Genomic DNA, 20,672 nt, shown 5'->3' on the forward strand with positions numbered 1-20,672 from the left:
GCTGTTCCCGTCATCCTGAGGAGCCGCGCAGCGGCGTCTCGAAGGATGCACGGCCCGGCTGATGGCCGTCGACCCTTCGAGACGCGCTACGCGCTCCTCAGGGTGACGGGACTACACCTGCACATCGCCCTCGAATTGATCGAATTCGCTGTGCGGCACACCCGGAATCCACACATGTAAGGCTGTCAATCCGCGCAAAAATCCCTAAGTTTCGGCCATGCCGAAAACAGCCTCCCAAGACCCCGCCAAGCCCGCCCCGAAGACCGCAGCCAAGCCCGTCGCCGCCAAAGCCGCGGCGAAGGGCGACCACGTCTTCCTGGTCGATGGTTCGTCCTACATCTTCCGCGCCTATCACGCGCTGCCGCCGCTGAACCGCAAGTCCGACGGGCTGCAGGTCAACGCCGTGCTCGGCTTCTGCAACATGCTGTGGAAGCTGCTGCGCGACATGCCGGACGATCACCGGCCGACCCATCTGGCGATCATCTTCGACAAGTCCGAGATCACGTTCCGCAACAAGCTCTATCCCGACTACAAGGCACACCGGCCGCCGGCGCCCGACGATCTGATCCCGCAATTCGCCCTGATCCGCGAGGCGGTGCGCGCCTTCGAGCTGCCCTGCCTCGAGCAAGCCGGCTTCGAGGCCGACGATCTGATCGCGACCTATGCGCGGCTCGCCACCGAGCGCGGCGCGACCACGACGATCGTGTCGTCGGACAAGGATCTGATGCAGCTCGTCAACGACAAGGTCGTGATGTACGACACGATGAAGGATCGCCGCATCGGCCGCGACGAGGTGATCGAGAAATTCGGCGTCCCGCCGGAGAAGGTGGTCGAGGTGCAGGCGCTGGCCGGCGATTCCACCGACAACGTGCCGGGCGTACCCGGCATCGGCATCAAGACCGCCGCCCAGCTGATCATCGAGTATGGCGATCTCGATCAGCTGCTGTTTCGCGCCAGCGAGATCAAGCAGCCGAAGCGGCGCGAGGCGCTGCTCGACAACGCCGAGAAGGCGCGCATCTCGCGCCAGCTCGTGCTGCTCGACGACAAGGTCGATCTCGAGGTGCCGCTCGACGACCTCGCCGTGCACGAGCCCGACTCGCGCCGGCTGGTCGCCTTCCTCAAGGCGATGGAGTTTTCCACCCTCACCCGCCGCGTCGCCGACTATGCGCAGATCGACCCCGCCAATGTCGATGCCGATCCCGGCAACAAGAGCGGCGCCAGCGTGTTCTCGCCGTTGCCGCCGTCGGACGTGACGCCCGCGCCGGGAGACGCTCCAACATCGGCCGCGGCACCACCTGCGAAGGCCAAGCCGACCGGCGCACGCGACGACAAGAATTCCAGCCTGAAGGGCACGCCGGCAATCTTGGCCGAGGCTCGCGGCGAAGCGATCCGCAAGACCGGCTTCGATCGCAAGGCCTACCAGGCGATCGGCAGTCTCGATCAGCTCAACGCCTTTGTCGCGCGTGCGCACGACACCGGCTACATCGCGATCGAGGCGATGTCGGAATCGATCGACCCGATGCAGGCCGAGTTGTCGGGACTGGCACTCGCCGTTGCGCCGAACGATGCCTGCTACATGCCGCTCAGCCACCGGCAGGCCGGTGGCGGCGCCGGGCTGTTCGATGCCGGCCTCGCGCCCGGCCAGATCAAGACCGCCGATGCACTGAAGGCCTTGAAGCCGCTGCTGGAGTCCGCCGGAATCCAGAAGGTCGGCTTCAACGTCAAGTTCACCTCGGTGACCTTGGCGCAGCACGGCGTCACACTGCGCAACATCGATGACGCCCAGCTGATGTCCTACGCGCTCGATGCCGGCCGCGGCTCGCACGCGCTGGAGGCGCTCGCCGAGCGCTGGTTCGGCCATGCCGTCGTCAGCTATGGCGGCCTCGTCGGCAGCGGTAAGGGCAAGTTGACCTTCGATCAGGTCACGATCGACAAGGCCACCGAATATGCGGCGGAAAGCGCCGACCTGATCCTGCGGCTGTGGCGGGTGCTGAAGCCGCGCCTCGTCGCCGAGCGGATGACGACGGTCTACGAGACGCTGGAGCGACCGCTGGTCTCGGTGCTGGCGCGGATGGAGCGTCGCGGCATCTCGATCGACCGCCAGGTGCTGTCGCGGCTGTCGGGTGATTTCGCCCAGACCGCGGCGCGGGTCGAGGCCGAGATCCAGGAGATCGCCGGCGAGCCGGTCAATGTCGGCAGCCCGAAGCAGATCGGCGACATCATCTTCGGCAAGATGGGATTGCCCGGCGGCGCCAAGACCAAGACCGGCGCGTGGTCGACCACCGCGCAGGTGCTCGACGAGCTCGCCGAGCAGGGCCACGAATTCCCGAAGAAGATTCTGGAGTGGCGCCAGGTCTCGAAGCTGAAATCGACCTACACCGACGCGCTGCCGACCTATGTCAATCCGCAGACCCATCGCGTGCACACCACCTACGCGCTGGCCGCGACCACGACGGGCCGGCTGTCGTCGAACGAGCCGAACCTGCAGAACATCCCCGTTCGTACCGAGGACGGCCGCAAGATTCGCCGCGCCTTCATCGCGACACCCGGCCACAAGCTGGTGTCGGCCGACTACTCCCAGATCGAATTGCGGCTGCTCGCCGAGATCGCCGACGTGCCGGTGCTGCGCCAGGCGTTCCGCGACGGGCTCGACATTCACGCCATGACCGCCTCCGAAATGTTCGGCGTGCCGATCAAGGACATGCCGAGCGAGGTGCGGCGCCGCGCCAAGGCGATCAACTTCGGCATCATCTACGGCATCTCGGCGTTCGGCCTCGCCAACCAGCTCGGCATCGCCCGCGAGGAAGCTTCCGCCTACATCAAGAAGTACTTTGAGCGCTTCCCGGGCATCCGCGCCTATATGGACGAGACCAAGGACTTCTGCCGCCGCAACGGCTATGTGACGACGCTGTTCGGCCGCAAGTGCTACTACCCCGACATCAAGGCGTCCAACGCCTCGGTGCGCGCCTTCAACGAACGCGCCTCGATCAACGCACGCCTGCAGGGCACCGCGGCCGACATCATCCGCCGCGCCATGATCCGGGTCGAGGACGCACTCGCCGAGAAGAAGCTCTCGGCGCAGATGCTGCTGCAGGTGCATGACGAACTGATCTTCGAGGTGCCCGACAACGAGGTCGCGGCGACGCTGCCGGTGGTGCAGAAGGTGATGCAGGACGCGCCGTTCCCCGCGGTGATCCTGTCGCTGCCGCTGCAGGTCGACGCCCGCGCCGCGAACAACTGGGACGAGGCGCATTGAGCCAAGTCGAAAGCTTCAGCTGCTCGCGGGGTCGGAGGGAGGGCGTTGGCTGACCTCCATCCCTTGCTTGCCTTCGCGCTGACCGCTCTCGTCATCGAGATCACGCCCGGCCCCAACATGACCTACCTCGCCGCACTGTCGCTCTCGAACGGCATGCGGACCGGGTTCGCCGCAGTCGCCGGCATCGCACTTGGCCTGATGACTTACGGCGTGATCGCGTCCTTCGGCCTCGCTGCCGTGATAGACAATTCGCCGCTGCTCTATGGCGTCTTGCGTTGGGGCGGTGTGCTCTATCTGCTGTGGTTGGCGTGGGAGGCCTGGTCGGGCCAAGGCGGCTCTGAAGCGGCCGACCTCAACGAGCGGCCGTGGCCGGCCTTCCGGCGCGGCCTGATCACCAATCTGCTCAATCCCAAGGCCGCAGTTTTCTATGTTGCCATATTGCCCGAGTTCGTTCGTCCGGCGGCCGGATCCGTCACATCGCAAACGCTTTTGCTGAGCCTCATCTATGTCGCGATCGCAACGCTGATCCATACCGTGATCGTCACCCTGGCCGGTTCGATGCAGTCGATGATCGACGTCGCCAGCAACCGCCGGATCATCCGCGGCGGATTCGCGCTCGCGCTTGTCGGCATCGCGATCTGGTTCGCGGTTGCGACCGGCTAGTGTCCTTATCGAATCCGAAGTTCGCTCCGAAGGTGCGGCGAATGATACGAACTTCGGATTCGGGACACTAGCCGCTGGATTGCTCCGAGAGCAATTCCAACATGGCCGCGCGGCGGATGACACGCTAGAAGTGCGTGTATCCCCTTGCGAGACCCGTCATGCCCCACACATCCGCTCTGCTCGGCTTTGCGCTCGTCTGCCTCGGCATGGTGCTGACACCCGGGCCGAACATGATGTATCTGATCTCGCGCTCGATCACGCAGGGTCCGGCGGCCGGCATCGTCTCGCTCGGCGGCGTGGCGCTCGGCTTCGTGTTCTACATGCTGTGCGCGGCGTTCGGCATCACCGCGCTGCTGTTTGCAATTCCCTATGCTTACGACGCGCTGCGTTTCGCCGGTGCGGCCTATCTGCTCTGGCTGGCGTGGCAGGCCGTGAGGCCCGGCGGCCGCTCGCCGTTCCAGGTCAAGGCGCTGAAGGTCGACGGCCCGCGCAAACTGTTCGCGATGGGCTTCGTTACCAACCTGCTCAACCCGAAGATCGCGATGCTTTATCTCGCGCTGCTGCCGCAGTTCATCGATCCCGCCGGCGGCAGCGTGCTGACGCAGTCGCTCGCGCTCGGCTCGATCCAGATCGTGATCAGCGTCAGCGTCAATGCGATGATCGCGCTCGCGGCCGGCTCGATCGCAGTGTTCCTCGGCACCCGCCCGACCTGGCTCTTGGTGCAACGCTGGCTGATGGGCACGGTGCTCACAGGGCTCGCGATGAAGATGGCGCTCGAGGCGCGGCGGACGTGAGCTCCACTCGTCATGCGCGGGCTTGCCGCCCTTCGCTAAAGCTTCGGCGCGCCTCAGACCATTAGCCTCGTCGAAGCCTTGGCGTAGACGGGACCCGCGCATCCATCGCCCGCCCAAGCGGGCGGCAACTAAAGCGTTTTTGCGAAGAGGATGGATTGCCGGGTCAAGCCCGGCAATGACACACCCGATCAATCCAGCTTCGCCTCCATCCCCCGCTTCGTCGCCGGACGGGCCATCAGTGTCTCGTACCAGCGCTTGACGTTGGGGAAGTCGGCCAGGTCGACCTTGTGGCGCGGATGGCGCCAGGCCCAGCCGAGGATGGCGAAATCGGCGACCGACAGATCGCCGGCGACGAATTCGCGGCCATCCAGCCGGCGGTCCAGCACGCCGTAGAGCCGCCGCGTCTCGGCCATGTAGCGCTTCAGGCCGTAGGCGCGATCCTGCTCGTTCTCCAGCGCGATGAAATGGTGCACCTGGCCCGGCATCGGGCCGAAACCGCCCATCTGCCACATCAGCCACTCATAGACCGGGATCCGCTCGGCCAGCGGCTTCGGCAGGAACTTGCCGGTCTTCTCGCCGAGATAGAGCAGGATCGCGCCGGACTCGAAGATGCTGACCGGCTTGCCGCCGGGACCATCCGGATCGACGATCGCCGGGATCTTGTTGTTCGGGCTGATCGCGAGGAACGCGGGCGCCATCTGCTCGCCCTTGCCGATATTCACCGGGATCACCTTGTAGGGCAGCCCCATCTCCTCCAGCGCGACGGAGATCTTGCGGCCGTTGGGCGTGTTCCAGGTGTGCAGCTCGATGGTCATTTCCGCTTCCTGTGCAAGTGTTTGGCCGAGTGTTTTGCGCCTGCTTACGGGGAATGGAACGGCCGCACAACCGCGCTTTCCGCAAGCTCGCCCGCCGAAATCGCGGCGTGGGCACTGTTGACGGCCGCATATCCACGCTGGAATGTGCCCGAGACCGCCGATAGATTGCCGGCCGCCTCAAACCCACAAGAACCCCTCAAGGGAAAAAGCCTTGTCCAAATCAGCCTCCCGCGCCCGCCTCGCCGAGATCATCCGCAAGCGCTCGTTCGGCCGCGGCGAGATCACGTTGGCGTCGGGCCGCAAGAGCGATTTCTATTTCAACCTGAAGCCGACGATGCTCGACCCCGAGGGCGCAGCGCTGCTCGCCGAACTCACCTATGAGGCGTTGAAGGACGACAGGCTCGATTTCGTCGGTGGGCTCGAGATGGGCGCGGTGCCGCTCGCCGGCGCCATCGCGCAGCTGTCTTGGCTGAAGGGTCATCCGATCGCCGCCTTCTTCGTGCGCAAAAAGCCGAAGGAGCATGGCGCGCGGCTCGCCGTCGAAGGGCTCGCCAAGGGCGAGACACTGGCGGGCAAGCGCATCGTGATCGTCGAGGACGTCACCACGACAGGCGGCTCGGCGCTGAAGGCTGTGGAAGCCGTGCGTGAAGCCGGCGGCGAGATCGCGCTGGTCTTCACCATGGTCGACCGCGAGGAAGGCGCGACCGAGACGTTTGCCGAAGCCGGCTTGCCGTTCCGCGCGCTGTACAAGGCCGGCGAGTTTTTGAAGGATTGAGGGTCTTTCCCTCCCTCCCCCGTTCTTTACGGGGTCGAGACGAGCGAAGCTCGCTCTTAGAGGGCTGGGGTGAGGGGCTGCTTCCACGAGCTGTGAACGCGGTGAGACCTGTACCCCCTCACCCGGATCGCATCTCGCGATGCGATCCGACCTCTCCCCGCAAGCGGGGCGAGGTGAAGAAGGGTTCGCGCAACCTCGCCTTCCTGTGACGCCGTCACCCCTGATCAATCGCTCGTTTACCATCCCGTCTTAAGGTCAATCCGCCGGGGCACCTTGTCGCCGCGGCGAGGCGCGTCGGGTGGAGTTGGCGTTGCGTACAGAGTTGAGTGATCGGCGCATGCGGCGCCGCGTGATGCTTGCCGCCGCTGCGTTTGCGGGTTCCGTCTTCGTCGTGCCCGCTCCCGTCTTGGCCGAAGGGCTGTTCGACTTCTTCTTCGGCGGTTCCCAGAAGCAGCAGGGCCGGCAGGCCCCGCCGCAAGCCAATTTCTTCGCCGATCCGTTCGGCCTCAACCAGCCGGAACGGCAGCAGTCCGCGCCGGTCTCGGCGCCGCGCGTGGCTGGTTCCGGGCCCGCGTATTGCGTGCGCAGCTGCGACGGCAAGTATTTCCCGCTGACGATGCGCGGCAACGCGACGCCGGCGCAGCTCTGCCAGGCGTTCTGCCCGGCGAGCGCGACCAAGGTCTATTACGGCAGCCATATCGACAGTTCCGCATCGACCACGGGTGAGCGCTACGCCGACAGCGAGAACGCCTTCGCCTATCGCAAGGCGCTGCGTGCCGACTGCACCTGCAACGGCCGCGACCCGGCCGGGCTCGCGCCGGTCGACCTCGCGCTCGACGCCTCGCTGCGTGCCGGCGACGTGATCGCGACCACCGACGGCCTCGTCGCCTATACCGGCGTCCGCGTCGGCAACGAGCAGTCCTTCGACTTCACGCCGATCGCCTCGTATCCCGGATTGACCGCGGCGGTCCGCGCCCGGCTTGGCGAGATGAAGGTTGCGCCTGTCAGCGCCGAGATCGCCAGCGACGCACCGCTGCCGGAAACCAGCCGCGATGTCGCGCCGGCGACACCATCTTCCGTGGTCCCGAAGGGCCATGCCGCAAAGCCCGCCAAGCGGGCCGAGGCGAACTGACGGCTTTGAGCTGGCGCGCCGTCAGCGCGCCACGATCACGCCGATCACGTTCGGCGCGGCCAGGTATTTCTCCTCGATCGCGGCCCGCGCGGCGGCGCGGTTCTCCGGGTTGAGGAGGCCGCGCTTCTCGGCGAGGATCATCCAGCAATAGCCCCACCAGTCGGTCAGCATGCCGTGATCGTCGACGAGGTCGTAACCCTGCTCACCGGCGAAGATCCGCGCATGCGCCTCATCGAGCGAATCGAGCCAGGCGTGATCCTCGTTCGAGAACAGCTCGTCGCTGAAATCATCCGTGGTGTAGCCCCAGATCGACATGCAGACCGCATTGAACTCGCGATCGAGCTGGTCGTCGTCGATCGGCTGGCGCCGCGAGGCCTGATGCAGCCGCGACAGCGACCGCGCGAAATCGGCAATCCGGGTCAGGGCGAATTGATCAAAGGCGATGGTGGACATGTAGTCCTCGCGGAGACTGAGAGACCATAGATATTGTGTCGGCGCAGGCGTCGAATCACAATGATATATCAAAGACTTGCTAAAGTGTTCTTAATTCGTTCTGATTGGTTTATAGATCGCCCACAGACGTCGTCCTGGCGAAAGCCAGGACCCATTACCCCGGCTGGTCGACACATTGCGAGCTTGGGCCAAACCATGAGCGCTGCAAGCAGCTACTACGTCTACGTCCTCGCGAGCCGCCATCACGGAACGCTTTACATCGGCGTCACAAACGACATTCGCAGCCGGCTCGAACTGCATCGTTCGGGCCGAGGCTCCAAGTTCGTCTACAAATATCAGGTCTTCCGTCTCGTTCATCTCGAGGAATTCGCCACACCGCAGGAAGCCATCGCCCGCGAGAAGCAGCTGAAGTTCTGGAAGCGCGATTGGAAGATCAAGCTGATTGAAGCGGAAAACCCGGATTGGAACGACCTGTCGGGCCTCATCTGACGATTGGGGTAATGGGTCCTGGCTTTCGCCAGGACGACGAAGGAGGCATCGTCGCCCCGTCACGCGCCTATGCCTGCCCGCAAAGCAATTCGGGCCGCTGACTAAGTCAGCGGCCCGTTGAAAATTGCTTCGGAATGAAATGCGTCGGAGCTGGAAAATGTGCCCGCCCCACGAGCGACAGGTGTGTTTGTAAAGAACTCGTTAAGCCTTGGAAATCCGTATCACTCCGGTGTTCGCGATCGCGCGCGCAGGCCCGCCGCGCGGCCGCCTAATTCGCGGCGGACAGCAGCTTGTCGCCGCAGGCATTCGCGTAGAACTTGCCGCCGCATTGCCGCTTGATAGCGGCGCAGCGCGCGGCCGGCGATGCGTTCTGCGTCACGCTGAAGCTGCAGCTCAGGCCATCGGCGCTGCGGCCCGGTTTGCCTGCCGCATAGGCTGCGCTGGTCGCCGTGATGCACACCATGAGCAACGCCGCGGCCGCGATCTCGATCAAGAGTCTCATCACGCATCCTCCGCCAGATTGCCGCAAGATCCCGGCTTTCACGGCCGATCGTAGCACCGGCAATGACGGTTCCGAAGGCCCCCGAATCGGCCCGGTCCTTGCATAAAATATCGGCAGCGCCATGCACGGCAACGTTCCGGGCGGTTTCGGTTGCCATGCAACGCGCGTATCATCGACTTGGGGCATGATCCGGACAATATGATCGCATCATGATCCGGAAGTCTGAACGGCAGGGATTGAGCGCTTTGCACGAACAAACAAACTACCCGGCATTGAACCAGCCGATCGACGAGCTGGCGCTGACCGAGATCAAGGGCGCGATCCTCGCCAAGCTGCGGCTTGCGATCGGCAAGGACGCCGGCATGGCGACCAGGCGCGACTGGTACAAGGCGGCGGCGCTGGCGCTGCGCGACCGCATCGTGCACCACTGGCTGACGGCCGAGAAGCAGACCTACGACGCCGGCGCCAAGCGCGTCTATTATCTCTCGCTCGAATTCCTGATCGGCCGCCTGTTCACCGACGCGCTGAACAATATGGGACTGTTGCCGCTGTTCGAGGCCGCGCTCGGCGACCTCGGCGTCGATCTCTCGGACCTGCGCAAATGCGAGCCGGACGCGGCGCTCGGCAATGGCGGTCTCGGACGGCTCGCGGCCTGCTTCATGGAGAGCATGGCGACGCTGGCGATCCCCGCCACCGGCTACGGCATCCGCTACGATTTCGGCCTGTTCCGCCAGATCATGAACCAGGGCTGGCAGCAGGAATACCCCGACGAGTGGCTCGCCTTCGGCAACCCCTGGGAATTCCAGCGCCCGGAGGTGGTCTACAACGTCCACTTCGGCGGCCATGTCGAGCATGTCGACGAGCGCGGCCGCGACCGCGCCACCTGGCATCCGGCGGAAACCGTCGAGGCGATGGCCTACGACACGCCGATCGTCGGCTGGCGCGGCCAGCACGTCAACGCGCTTCGCCTGTGGTCGGCGCACGCGCCCGATCCGCTCAAGCTCGACGTCTTCAACACCGGCGACTACGTCTCGGCCAGCGCCGAGCAGGCGCGCGCGGAAGCGATCTGCAAATTCCTCTATCCGAACGACGAGAGCGCGGCGGGCCGCGAGCTCCGGCTGCGCCAGGAATATTTCTTCGTCTCGGCCTCGCTGCAGGATCTCGTGAACCGGCATCTCGCTTCCGATGGCGGCCTGCGCAACCTCGCGCACAAGGCGGCCGTGCAGCTCAACGACACCCATCCGAGCCTTGCGGTCACCGAGCTGATGCGCATCCTGGTCGACCTGCACAGTTTCCGCTGGGACGAGGCCTGGAAGATCACCGTCGCGACGCTGTCCTACACCAATCACACGCTGCTGCCGGAAGCGCTCGAGACCTGGCCGGTCGAATTGTTCGAGCGGCTGCTGCCGCGGCATCTCGAGATCATCTACCGCATCAATGTGGCCCATCTCGCGCTCGCCGAGGAGCGCTTCCCCGGCGACATCGAATACCGCGCCTCGGTCTCGCTGATCGACGAGCGCAGCGGCCGCCGCGTGCGGATGGGCCAGCTCGCCTTCGTCGGCTCGCATCGCATCAACGGCGTCTCCGCGATGCATTCCGACCTGATGAAGGAGACCGTGTTCCACGACCTTCATCATCTGTATCCATCGCGCATCACCAACAAGACCAACGGCATCACCTTCCGCCGCTGGCTGATGCTGGCCAATCCGCGGCTGACCGCGCTGCTGCGCGAGACCTGCGGCGAGGCCGTGCTCGACGACTTCTCGCTGCTCGAGCGGCTCGAGACCCACTCCAGCGATCTGGAATTCCAGAAGCGCTTCCGCGACGTCAAGCATCACAACAAGCTGGCGCTGGCGCGGCTGATCGGCGAGCGCAACCACATCAAGGTCGACCCGTCGGCGCTGTTCGACGTGCAGATCAAGCGCATCCACGAATACAAGCGGCAGTTGCTCAACATCCTGGAGACGATCGCGCTCTACCACGCGATGAAGGACGATCCGGCCGCGAACTGGGTGCCGCGGGTAAAGATCTTCGCGGGCAAGGCGGCGGCGAGCTACCGCTACGCCAAGCTGATCATCAAGCTGATCAGCGACGTCGCCGAGGTCGTCAACAACGACGCTTCGCTCGGCGGCAGACTGAAGGTCGCCTTCCTCGCCGACTACAATGTCAGCCTCGCCGAGGTGATCATCCCCGCCGCCGATCTCTCCGAGCAGATATCCACCGCCGGCATGGAGGCCTCGGGCACCGGCAACATGAAGCTCGCGCTGAACGGCGCGCTGACGATCGGCACGCTCGACGGCGCCAATATCGAAATCCGCGACAATGTCGGCGAGGAGAACATCGCGATCTTCGGCCTCGAGGCCGGCGACGTCATGGTCCGCCGCAAGCAGGGACTCGATGCCAGCGACATCATCCGCAAATCGCCGCGGCTCGAGCGCGCGATCCGCGCCATCGAGAGTGGCGAGTTCTCGCCGGGCGATGCCGCACGCTTCGCCTCGATCGGGCACGCGCTGCGCTACCTCGATCACTACATGGTCTCGGCCGATTTCGATTCCTACTACGACGCGCAGCGCGGCATCGACGCGCGCTGGCGGGTGCCTCCGGCCTGGACCCGCGCCTCGATCCTCAACGTGGCGCGCATGGCGTGGTTCTCCTCCGACCGCACCATCCGCGAATATGCCGAGGACATCTGGCACGTGCCGGTGCATCCGAGCGCCTCGCCGCAGCTCGGCAACCAGCGCGAGGCGAAGGGGTAATCCCGGGACGCGGAAATCGATTACGTCCGACATCATTGAATTCCGCGCGCCAGCCCGCGATATTGCATGACGAGTGTCATTGCTCCCAGCGATGGCGGAATCGCTAGTCAATATTGAAAGATCTGCATGCTCACCAAGGCTCCGCACCTTTTCGATGAAGCCACCGCTGTGACGGCCGGCGACAGCCGCTGGCAGGGACGGACCAGCCCGGATTACTGGGCGTTCGTCGGCCCGTTCGGCGGCTGCACCGCCGCGACGATCCTGCGCGCCCTGATGCAGCACCCGCAGCGCGCGGGCGATCCGCTGGCGCTGACGGTCAATTACTGCGCACCGGTCGCCGAGGGCACGTTCGATCTCGATGTCCGCCTGGTCCGTGCCAACCGCTCGAGCCAGCACTGGTCGGTCGAGATGACGCAAGGCGGCGGCGAGGTCACGACCTTGGCGACTGCGGTGTTCGCCGAGCGCCGCCCGTCCTGGTCGCACCAGCCTGCCGAGTTTCCCGGCGCTGTGCCGTTCGAAGAGCTGCGGCCCTATCCGAAGCTCGCGATGACCTGGGCCAACCAGTATGATTTTCGCTTTGCCGAGGGCGAACCGAAGCTCGGCGGCAGTGCTGCGAAGCAGCCATCGAGCCCCTATTCAAAACTCTGGATCGCCGATCGCGTGCCGCGCAAGCTCGATGCAATGTCGCTGATGTCGATGTCGGACGCGTTCTTCGGCCGTGTGTTCCACGCGCGGCACGAACTGGTGCCGTTCGGCACGGTGTCGCTGACGACCTATTTCCACGTCGACGCCGCCGACATGGATGCGGAGGATACCACCCGCGTGCTCGCCACCGCCGACGCCAAGACGTTCCACAAGAGCTATGGCGACCAGCACGGCGAATTGTGGTCGCCGTCCGGGCGCCTGCTCGCCACCACGACGCAGATCGCCTATTTTAAGGCTTGAACTGGCGATGCGAACGCAGTGCCCCCCTCTCCCGCTTGCGGGGGAGGGCTGGGGTGGGGGCTCTTACCGCGAATCTCATCGCGGTGAGAGCCCCCACCCGCCGCGCTACGCGCGTCGGCCTCCCCCGCAAGCGGGAGAGGCGAAGCGAGTCTGCGGCCCGACTTATTCAAGCAAAAATCATCCTCGGCACAACTCAGCTATCCACATGGCCGGATTGGACCGGGTTGCCTATTTCAAGGGTTGAGGGAACAGTGGCGCGTCGCTTCTGTTCCACGCCCTTGGGAGCCCTGCCGCATGTCCGAAGCCGACAATTCCAAGCCCTCGCGCATCGCCTTGCTTGGCGTTCCCATCGAGATCGGCGCGTCGCAGCCCGGCCCGCTGATGGGCCCGGACGCGCTGCGCACCGCGGGCATCGCGCGCCTGCTCGAGCAGCTCGACTTCCGGGTTGACGACCACGGCAACCTTGCGATCCCGGCTGTGGTCGCCGACGGCCCGGCGCCGGCAAACACCAGATTCTACGACGAGGTGAAGACCTGGACCCGCGCCCTCTCCGAGCGCGCCTACTGGCTGGCGCATTCCGGCGCGATCCCGATCTTCATGGGCGGCGATCACTCATTGTCGATGGGGTCGATCAACGGCGTCGCACGCTACTGGCAGGAGAAGGGCCGGCCGCTGTTCGCGCTGTGGGTCGACGCGCATGCCGACTACAACACGCCGGCCACCACCATCACCGGCAACATGCACGGCATGTCGGCGGCCTTCCTGTGCGGCGAGCCTGGCCTCGACGATTTGCTCGGCGGGCTGCCGCGCGCCTCGATCCCGCCGGATCAGCTCGACCTGATCGGCACGCGCTCGGTCGATCCGCTGGAGCGCAAGCTGCTGCGGCAGCGCAACGTCTCGATCGCGGACATGCGCCAGATCGACGAGTTCGGCGTCGCCGTGCTGACCCGCCGCGTCATCGAGCGCGTCAGGGCGAAGAACGGCGTGCTGCATGTCTCGTTCGATGTCGACTTCCTCGATCCGGAAGTCGCGCCCGGGGTCGGCACCACCGTGCCGGGCGGCGCGACCTACCGGGAAGCCCATCTCATCATGGAGCTGCTGCACGATTCCGGACTGGTGCGCTCGCTCGATATTGTCGAGCTCAATCCGTTCCTCGACGAACGCGGCCGCACCGCGCGCGTCGCGGTCGAATTGATCGGCAGCCTGTTCGGCCTGCAGATCACCGACCGCCAGACGCCGAGCAACGCGGTGCTGCCGGAGATGGGCGAGTAGCGAAGCACGCTCCGCTCTAGCCCCGTCATCCTGAGGAGCGCGAAGCGCGTCTCGAAGGATGCACGGCCCGGCTGGTGGCCGTCGACCCTTCGAGACGCGCGCGCTGCGCGCTCCTCAGGGTGACGGATCGAAAAAGGTGCGCGCTTCCCTGACTACATCAAAAACAAAAAGGCGGCCACGAGGGCCGCCTTCTCAAATCGCGTATCGCTTGCGCCGACTACTCCGCCGCGAGCTTCACTTCCGGCGCGGCGGCGCGGACTTCGGCGTCGACCTGCGCTTCGAACTTGGCGAAGTTCTTCTGGAACATGCCGACCAGCGCACGCGCGGTCTTGTCGAACTCGGCCTTGTCGGCCCAGGTCTTGATCGGATCGAGGATGTGCGGCTCGACGCCCGGCAGCGAGGTCGGCACCGCGAAGCCGAAATACTTGTCGGTGCGGAAATCGGCGTTGCGGAGCGAGCCGTTCAGCGCGGCGGTCAGCAGCGCGCGCGTCACCTTGATCGGCATGCGGCGGCCGGTGCCGTACTTGCCGCCGGTCCAGCCGGTGTTGACTAGCCAGCAATCGACGTTGTGCTTGGCGATCAGCTCGCGCAGCATGTTGCCGTAGACCGACGGATCGCGCGGCAGGAACGGCGAACCGAAGCAGGTCGAGAATTCCGGCTGCGGCTCGTTGCCGAGACCACGCTCGGTGCCGGCGACCTTCGCGGTGTAACCGGACAGGAAGTGATACATCGCCTGCGCCGGCGTCAGCTTGGCGATCGGCGGCATCACGCCGAAGGCGTCGGCGGCGAGCATCACTACATTCTTCGGGTGCGGCGCGCAGCCGGTACGCGAAGCGTTCGGAATGAAATCGAGCGGATAGGCCGAGCGGGTGTTCTCGGTCTTCGAGCCGTCGTCGAAATCCGGCACGCGATCATTGGCGCCGAGCACGACGTTCTCCAGCACCGCACCAAAGCGCTTGCTGGCGGCATAGATTTCCGGCTCCGCTTCGCCGGACAGCTTGATGCACTTGGCGTAGCAGCCGCCTTCGAAATTGAAGACGCCGTCCTCGCTCCAGCCATGCTCGTCATCGCCGATCAGCGTGCGCTTGGGATCGGCCGAGAGCGTGGTCTTGCCGGTGCCGGACAGGCCGAAGAAGATCGCGGTGTCGCCGTCAGGGCCGACATTGGCCGAGCAGTGCATCGGCATCACGCCCTTCTCGGGCAGGTAATAATTCAGCGTGGTGAACACGCTCTTCTTCATCTCGCCGGCATATTGCGAGCCGCCGATCAGGACGATCTTGCGGGCGAAATCGATCGCGACGACGTTCTCCGACTTGCAGCCGTGACGTTTCGGATCGGCGCGGAAGCTCGGCAGATCGATGATCGTGAGTTCGGGCACGAAGCTCGCGAGCTCCGACGTCTCGGGGCGGATGAGCAGCGTGCGGATGAACAGCGAGTGCCAGGCGAGCTCGGTGAAGACGCGCGTCTTGATGCGATGCTTCGGATCGGCGCCGCCATAGAGGTCCTGCGCAAACAGCGTCATGCCTTCGGCATGCTTGAGGAAGTCGGCATGGAGCGTGGCGAACTGCTCCGAGGTGATCGACTGGTTGCCGGCCCACCACATGTTCTTGTCGGTGAGATCATCGCGGACCGTGAACTTGTCCTTCGGGCTGCGGCCGGTGAACACGCCGGTGTCCGCGCAAAGCGCGCCATCGGCCGAGAGCACCGCTTCGCCTGATCGCAACGAGTGCTCGTAAAGCTGCGGCGCGCCATAGTTCCAATGCACGCCCTTGAGATTTTTTAAGCCGAATTTGTCGGCGCCGAAGGCACCGTTATGCACGCCCGTCTCTTGCACGAAGAACCTCCTCGAACCCGCGTATCCTTGTTCGCGCGAATATCGCTAGTCGCGCCCCGCCGCGGTGACCGTCATCAGAATAATATAGCCTCTCGGCCCCGGTCCGGCGACCTAATAGTGGGGATCGCCGGGCTTGCCAAGCCAGTCGAATGGCTTTTGGTTTATTCCAAGGCAGGCACATCATCGGGCGCAAATACCGCAGCGCGAAACGCTTTCGCTTTGCTTTCGCTTTCTCGTTGTTTTCGCGGCGATCGGACGATGTTTCGTCGCCTTTCCCGCTGCGAGCAAGGCGTTGCGATGCACAAAGAGTGCCAGCGATTGGCGTGTATCCGCGCCGGGCAACGCAGCAGGCACGGAGAATGCCGGCTATGCATTTCGCGCTGAGGATGTGTCGTTGAGATGGACCGCCGCGAGTTGAGGCTGCGCCGCAGTGCCAGGTCGTCCACGATCGTGCCGCACGCGGATAGCACCACTGGGTCCGCATTGAGCTGCATTCGATCGAGCTCAATACGCCATCGTCCAAGCTGGATGATTTCAGTGCCCGGCAGCAGCGAATGTTCCGCAACGCGGACTGCGTTAGGCGGCAACAGGATCACTCACCGCAACGATCGATGGTAACGCAATCACCGTGTTGCACGTGCACGTCAGCGCGGTCGAACCTCGCGATCCCAATGTTTTTCCGGCGCAGCGGCGCCAGAAGTTCTCGCAACCCGCATCGCGCCGGTCGGCGATGATATCAGCGCCGGCACGAAATGATCGCGCTGTCAGAGACGCTGGCTACGGCAAGCGCGCGCGGAGCCGCATTGTGCGACACCATGCCTCGCCGCGCGCAGCATTGCCGCTCGGTGCCGGCAGGCTGTGCTCCGCTATCCCTCGCTCTATCCCTTGGCGCGCGCGTCGCCGGCGAGGCGCACCAGCATCTTGCGCAGCTCGGTGCCGCTGGTGACCCGCTCCGGGAAATCGAGCCGCAGGGTGTTGCGGCCGGCCTGCAGGTCCATGCCGTCGGGGTCGCAGCCGGTGCACAGCCAGTCGGCGCTGTCAGCGCCGAGCAGCCGCGTGGCGTACAGGTTCATGGCCTCGCGGTGGTCCTCGTTCATATGCGCCACCGCGCCCGGCTCGGCCTCCAGCAGCGCTTCGGCACCACCGAGGTCGGTCAGAAACTGCGCAGGCTTGAGGTCGACGATCCGACCGAACCCGGCCACCAGATGGGCGCCGCTCGGCCGGATCAGAAAAAACGAGAAATCCTTAAATTCCACAAAGGCTTCGGCCGACGGATGAGCGCCAAGGTAGCGCCGTTGGACGAGCTCCCGCTCGGCCTCCGCGACCTCTTCAGCTCGGCCGGCCAGCATGATCCGCCCGCCCTCCAGCGGATCGCCCTCGGCGCGCTCGTCCAGCATCAGCGACACCCGGTGGTCGGCCAGGATATTCCTGGTGTGCAGCGCCAGCCGGGAAATCAGCAGGATCGGCGAGCCGTCGGGATGGCTGGCCAGGTTGACCAGCGAGCAATAGGGATCGCCGGAGCCGGCCATCAGCGTGGCGAGCGCGCCCTGGCGGCTGCGGCGGAGCAGCGAGCGGGCAAGGTGGGCGGGGTCGAAGTCAGCGGTCGGTTGCATGGGCCTATCGGGTCATTTTTGAGGCGAATCGAGCCGGTTCCCGTTGAAAAAAGAGCCTTTTCTCACGGTCTCAGGGTGCTATATGGGGGTCCAACGCGTGGGTCGCAGAGCGTTTTGCGGAACTCGGTCACACTTCAGCCCAGCTTGCATTGCTCGTTGACCGCGTTCGAAGCCCATATTCTACGGCGAGTCGCCAGAGTGCCCGCCGTCTAAACCACTCTCATTGTGAAAGCAGCTCATGCCCACAATCGCCTTGGTCGACGACGACCGCAACATTCTCACGTCGGTCTCGATCGCGCTCGAAGCCGAAGGCTATCGCATCATGACCTATACGGACGGTGCGTCGGCGCTGGATGGGTTTCGCACGTCGCCGCCCGATCTTGCGATCCTGGATATCAAGATGCCGCGCATGGACGGCATGGAAACGCTGCGCCGGCTGCGCCAGAAGTCCGACCTGCCGGTGATCTTCCTCACCTCGAAGGATGAGGAGATCGACGAATTGTTCGGCCTGAAGATGGGCGCCGACGATTTTATCCGCAAGCCGTTCTCCCAGCGCCTGCTGGTCGAACGCGTCAAGGCCGTGCTCCGCCGCGGCCAGCCGAAGGATCCGACCGCGGCCCCGAAGGAGCCGGATGCCCGCGCACTCGACCGCGGCCTGCTGCGGATGGATCCGGAGCGCCACACCTGCACCTGGAAGAACGAGCCGGTGACGCTCACGGTGACCGAATTCCTGATCCTGCAGGCGCTCGCCACCCGTCCCGGGGTCGTGAAGAGCCGCAACGCGCTGATGGACGCGGCCTATGACGACCAGGTCTATGTCGACGACCGCACCATCGACAGCCACATCAAGCGGCTGCGCAAGAAGTTCAAGGTGGTCGACGACGATTTCGAGATGATCGAGACGCTGTACGGCGTCGGCTATCGCTTCAAGGAAGCCTGATCTGCGCGCCCTAGGCGGCTTGTTAACTGACAGGCTCCGCACGGCTGGGGTAAGCTCGGGCGACTGTCTGCTTCGCGGGACGACATCCATACCAACCGGCAGCTTTGCCAGTGCTTGATCGAACGCAGCTCGAGCAGGGACTGAACACCGAGGACGCGTCACAGCTCCTCGATCAAGAGGCCGTGGCCGACGATGTCGTGCAGGACAAGGGCTGGCGCCGTCCGCTCGGCTGGGTGCGCCGCGCCGGTCAGTTCTTCTTCGCGCTGTCGTTCTCGAGCCTGACGCGCCGCATCGTCTCGCTCAACCTTGCCGGCCTCGTCGCGCTGGTCGCCAGCATCCTCTATCTGTCACAGTTCCGCGCCGGTCTGATCGAGGCGCGCACGCAGAGCCTTCTGGTCTATGCCGAGATCATCTCGGAGGCGATCGCGGCGTCTGCGACCGTCGAAGGCAATACCGTCACCATCGATCCCGACCGGCTGCTCGACCTCAAGCCCGGCGAGAGCTTCGGCCAGCCGGATGAATCGGCGGATTTCCCGATCAATCCCGAGCGCGTCGCGCCGACGCTGCGCCGCCTGATCGCGCCGACCAAGACGCGGGCCCGCATCTTCGACCGCGATGGCGGCCTGATCCTCGACAGCCGCAATCTGTTCGCGCGCGGCGACGTGCTGCGCATGGAGCTGCCGCCGCCGTCGGAGAAGCCGTCGCTGTATGAGAAGACCAAGGCCACGATCAAGACCTGGCTCAACCGCGGCGACCTGCCGATCTACCGGGAGCTCGGCCCCGAAGGCGGCAAGGGCTATTCCGAAGTCGCGCAATCGCTCGAAGGCATGAAGGGCAGCGCGGTGCGCGTCACCGATCGCGGCGCGATCATTGTCTCGGTTGCCGTTCCGGTGCAGCATTTCCGCGCCGTGCGCGGCGCATTGATGCTGACCACGCAGGGCGACGACATCGACCAGCTGGTGATGTCCGAGCGCCTCGCCATCCTCAAGATCGGCGGGGTCGCATCCGCCGTCATGATCATGCTGTCGCTGCTGCTGGCGAGCACGATCGCGGGCCCGGTGCGGCGGCTCGCCGAAAGCGCCGAGCGCGTCCGTCACCGCATCCAGACCCGCGTCGAGATTCCCGACTTCACCGGACGCCGCGACGAGATCGGCCATCTCTCCGGCGCGCTGCGCGACATGACCAACGCGCTCTACAGCCGCATCGAGGCGATCGAGATGTTCGCCGCCGATGTCGCCCATGAGCTGAAGAACCCGCTGACCTCGCTGCGCTCGGCGGTCGAGACGCTGCCCCTGGCGCGCAACGAGAATAGCCGCGCGCGGCTGCTCGCCGTGATCGAGCATGACGTCAGGCGGCTCGACCGCCTGATCTCCGACATCTCCGACGCGAGCCGGCTCGACGCCGAATTGCAGCGCCAGGATATGGCACCGGTCGATCTGCGCCGGCTGCTGACCACGCTGACCAGCGTCGCCAACGAAACCCGGCTCGGCCACGACGTCGCCGTCGAAGCCCGCTTCGAGGGCCGCGGACCGACCGACACGCTCTCGGTGCCCGGCCATGATTCCCGGCTCGGCCAGGTGATCTCGAACCTGCTGTCGAACGCACAATCGTTCTCCAAGCCGGGCGACAAGGTGCGCATCATCTGCCGCCGCACCCGCGGCGAGGTCGAGATCGTGGTCGACGATGACGGGCCCGGCATCGGCGAGGACGCGCTGGAGCGGATCTTCGAGCGCTTCTACACCGACCGGCCGCACCAGGGTTTTGGCCAAAACTCCGGCCTCGGGCTCTCAATCTCCAAGCAGATCATCGAAGCGCATGGCGGACGCATCTGGGCCGAGAACCGCGCGGGCCCTGCGGACGAAGACGGCAAGCCCACGGTCGCCGGCGCACGCTTCGTGGTCAGGCTGCCGACACTATGAGCGACAATTCAAGCGTGCACGCATCCGCCGTTCTGGTCGGCGAGCGTGCGGTGCTGATCCGCGGCCCGTCGGGCGCCGGCAAGTCGCGCCTGGCCTTCGATCTGATTCTCGCCGGACGCACCGGAGCGCTTCCGCCGGCCATTTTGGTGGGGGATGACCGTGTCCATCTCGACACAGCCGGCGAACAATTGTGGGTTCGCCCGGCACAGCAATTGGCCGGTCTGATCGAGATACGAGGCCTCGGAATCCGCCATTGTGCGTTCGCCGGAGAGGCCGTGGTCGGCTTGATCGTCGACCTTGCCGCCGATGACGCCGAGCGGCTGCCGCCGCCCGAGGCGCTCAATATCTGCCTTAATGGTGTTTCAATACCGAGAATTCCCGTGCCGGCCGGCTTTCAACCCCTGCCGCTGGTTGTCGCCGCGCTGACGACAACCTGAAAGTTCATCGTCCCGTAATCTTGCGGCCAATTGTGGGAAGGGAATTGGTAACCATATCACATCCACTATCGCGTCGG

General features: G+C 65.1%; 17 protein-coding genes. 12 read left to right on the forward strand and 5 right to left on the reverse strand.

The window, feature by feature from the left end:
- Positions 1-217: 217 nt before the first annotated feature.
- The 3 genes from polA (at position 218) to ACE10Z_RS39830 (ending at position 4,713) form a co-directional block, all read left to right on the forward strand.
- On the forward strand, positions 218-3,256 hold the full coding sequence (polA, locus tag ACE10Z_RS39820) for a DNA polymerase I (RefSeq protein ID WP_375785558.1): 3,039 nt from the start codon (positions 218-220) through the stop codon (positions 3,254-3,256).
- 45 nt (positions 3,257-3,301) lie between these two features.
- Positions 3,302-3,919, forward strand: coding sequence for a LysE family translocator (locus ACE10Z_RS39825; RefSeq protein WP_375785559.1), 618 nt, complete (start codon positions 3,302-3,304; stop codon positions 3,917-3,919).
- Between the two features lie 158 nt (positions 3,920-4,077).
- Complete coding sequence (locus ACE10Z_RS39830; RefSeq protein ID WP_375785560.1) at positions 4,078-4,713, forward strand: LysE family translocator; 636 nt, start codon at positions 4,078-4,080, stop codon at positions 4,711-4,713.
- 188 nt (positions 4,714-4,901) lie between these two features.
- Here the strand turns inward: ACE10Z_RS39830 and ACE10Z_RS39835 are convergent, their stop codons facing one another.
- Positions 4,902-5,528, reverse strand: a complete 627-nt coding sequence (locus ACE10Z_RS39835; RefSeq protein WP_092122897.1) for a glutathione S-transferase family protein — start codon at positions 5,526-5,528, stop codon at positions 4,902-4,904.
- Between the two features lie 211 nt (positions 5,529-5,739).
- Between ACE10Z_RS39835 and pyrE the strand changes: the two genes are divergently transcribed.
- Together pyrE and ACE10Z_RS39845 are read left to right on the forward strand one after the other, a co-directional pair.
- Positions 5,740-6,303, forward strand: a complete 564-nt coding sequence (pyrE, locus tag ACE10Z_RS39840) for an orotate phosphoribosyltransferase (protein ID WP_173639249.1) — start codon at positions 5,740-5,742, stop codon at positions 6,301-6,303.
- 337 nt (positions 6,304-6,640) lie between these two features.
- Positions 6,641-7,435, forward strand: coding sequence for a DUF2865 domain-containing protein (locus tag ACE10Z_RS39845; RefSeq protein WP_375785561.1), 795 nt, complete (start codon positions 6,641-6,643; stop codon positions 7,433-7,435).
- Between the two features lie 21 nt (positions 7,436-7,456).
- On the opposite strand, the gene ACE10Z_RS39850 is transcribed toward ACE10Z_RS39845, so the two are convergent.
- Positions 7,457-7,888: a hypothetical protein gene (locus ACE10Z_RS39850; RefSeq protein WP_375785562.1), complete on the reverse strand. Its 432-nt coding sequence runs from the start codon at positions 7,886-7,888 to the stop codon at positions 7,457-7,459.
- Between the two features lie 195 nt (positions 7,889-8,083).
- On the opposite strand from ACE10Z_RS39850, the gene ACE10Z_RS39855 reads away from it, so the two are divergent.
- Positions 8,084-8,377, forward strand: coding sequence for a GIY-YIG nuclease family protein (locus tag ACE10Z_RS39855; RefSeq protein WP_375785563.1), 294 nt, complete (start codon positions 8,084-8,086; stop codon positions 8,375-8,377).
- Between the two features lie 268 nt (positions 8,378-8,645).
- Here the strand turns inward: ACE10Z_RS39855 and ACE10Z_RS39860 are convergent, their stop codons facing one another.
- On the reverse strand, positions 8,646-8,879 hold the full coding sequence (locus tag ACE10Z_RS39860) for a hypothetical protein (protein WP_173640662.1): 234 nt from the start codon (positions 8,877-8,879) through the stop codon (positions 8,646-8,648).
- 245 nt (positions 8,880-9,124) lie between these two features.
- Between ACE10Z_RS39860 and ACE10Z_RS39865 the strand changes: the two genes are divergently transcribed.
- From ACE10Z_RS39865 to rocF, 3 genes are all read left to right on the forward strand, one after another.
- The gene (locus ACE10Z_RS39865) at positions 9,125-11,635 is read left to right on the forward strand and encodes a glycogen/starch/alpha-glucan phosphorylase (RefSeq protein WP_375785564.1); all 2,511 of its coding nucleotides are present in this window, start codon (positions 9,125-9,127) and stop codon (positions 11,633-11,635) included.
- 126 nt (positions 11,636-11,761) lie between these two features.
- Positions 11,762-12,580, forward strand: a complete 819-nt coding sequence (locus ACE10Z_RS39870) for an acyl-CoA thioesterase (protein ID WP_375785565.1) — start codon at positions 11,762-11,764, stop codon at positions 12,578-12,580.
- Between the two features lie 294 nt (positions 12,581-12,874).
- Positions 12,875-13,852: an arginase gene (gene rocF, locus ACE10Z_RS39875; RefSeq protein ID WP_375785566.1), complete on the forward strand. Its 978-nt coding sequence runs from the start codon at positions 12,875-12,877 to the stop codon at positions 13,850-13,852.
- Positions 13,853-14,069: 217 nt separating this feature from the next.
- Here the strand turns inward: rocF and ACE10Z_RS39880 are convergent, their stop codons facing one another.
- The gene (locus ACE10Z_RS39880; RefSeq protein ID WP_375785567.1) at positions 14,070-15,686 is read right to left on the reverse strand and encodes a phosphoenolpyruvate carboxykinase; all 1,617 of its coding nucleotides are present in this window, start codon (positions 15,684-15,686) and stop codon (positions 14,070-14,072) included.
- Positions 15,687-16,564: 878 nt separating this feature from the next.
- Positions 16,565-17,299 carry a HugZ family protein gene (locus ACE10Z_RS39885; protein WP_375785568.1) on the reverse strand — a complete coding sequence of 245 codons (735 nt, stop codon included), beginning with the start codon at positions 17,297-17,299 and terminating at the stop codon, positions 16,565-16,567.
- 238 nt (positions 17,300-17,537) lie between these two features.
- Here ACE10Z_RS39885 and ACE10Z_RS39890 point away from each other — a divergent pair, with 238 nt between their 5' ends.
- From ACE10Z_RS39890 to ACE10Z_RS39900, 3 genes are all read left to right on the forward strand, one after another.
- On the forward strand, positions 17,538-18,239 hold the full coding sequence (locus ACE10Z_RS39890; RefSeq protein WP_016843287.1) for a response regulator transcription factor: 702 nt from the start codon (positions 17,538-17,540) through the stop codon (positions 18,237-18,239).
- Between the two features lie 110 nt (positions 18,240-18,349).
- Positions 18,350-20,158, forward strand: a complete 1,809-nt coding sequence (locus ACE10Z_RS39895; RefSeq protein WP_375785569.1) for a stimulus-sensing domain-containing protein — start codon at positions 18,350-18,352, stop codon at positions 20,156-20,158.
- Positions 20,155-20,595 carry an HPr kinase/phosphorylase gene (locus ACE10Z_RS39900; RefSeq protein WP_375785570.1) on the forward strand — a complete coding sequence of 147 codons (441 nt, stop codon included), beginning with the start codon at positions 20,155-20,157 and terminating at the stop codon, positions 20,593-20,595. Before ACE10Z_RS39895 ends, ACE10Z_RS39900 begins: the two co-directional genes overlap by 4 nt.
- The last annotated feature ends 77 nt before the right edge of the window (positions 20,596-20,672 follow it).

Source organism: Bradyrhizobium sp. Pha-3, from assembly GCF_042258615.1.
Classification (GTDB): domain Bacteria; phylum Pseudomonadota; class Alphaproteobacteria; order Rhizobiales; family Xanthobacteraceae; genus Bradyrhizobium.

Bases quoted from the DNA above. Each gene is read 5' to 3' on its own strand.
- polA (WP_375785558.1), top strand. From the start codon at position 218: ATGCCGAAAACAGCCTCCCAAGACCCCGCCAAGCCCGCCCCGAAGACC.
- ACE10Z_RS39830 (WP_375785560.1), top strand. From the start codon at position 4,078: ATGCCCCACACATCCGCTCTGCTCGGCTTTGCGCTCGTCTGCCTCGGC.
- ACE10Z_RS39835 (WP_092122897.1), bottom strand. From the start codon at position 5,528: ATGACCATCGAGCTGCACACCTGGAACACGCCCAACGGCCGCAAGATC.
- ACE10Z_RS39845 (WP_375785561.1), top strand. From the start codon at position 6,641: ATGCGGCGCCGCGTGATGCTTGCCGCCGCTGCGTTTGCGGGTTCCGTC.
- ACE10Z_RS39850 (WP_375785562.1), bottom strand. From the start codon at position 7,888: ATGTCCACCATCGCCTTTGATCAATTCGCCCTGACCCGGATTGCCGAT.
- ACE10Z_RS39855 (WP_375785563.1), top strand. From the start codon at position 8,084: ATGAGCGCTGCAAGCAGCTACTACGTCTACGTCCTCGCGAGCCGCCAT.
- ACE10Z_RS39860 (WP_173640662.1), bottom strand. From the start codon at position 8,879: ATGAGACTCTTGATCGAGATCGCGGCCGCGGCGTTGCTCATGGTGTGC.
- ACE10Z_RS39870 (WP_375785565.1), top strand. From the start codon at position 11,762: ATGCTCACCAAGGCTCCGCACCTTTTCGATGAAGCCACCGCTGTGACG.
- rocF (WP_375785566.1), top strand. From the start codon at position 12,875: ATGTCCGAAGCCGACAATTCCAAGCCCTCGCGCATCGCCTTGCTTGGC.
- ACE10Z_RS39885 (WP_375785568.1), bottom strand. From the start codon at position 17,299: ATGCAACCGACCGCTGACTTCGACCCCGCCCACCTTGCCCGCTCGCTG.
- ACE10Z_RS39890 (WP_016843287.1), top strand. From the start codon at position 17,538: ATGCCCACAATCGCCTTGGTCGACGACGACCGCAACATTCTCACGTCG.
- ACE10Z_RS39900 (WP_375785570.1), top strand. From the start codon at position 20,155: ATGAGCGACAATTCAAGCGTGCACGCATCCGCCGTTCTGGTCGGCGAG.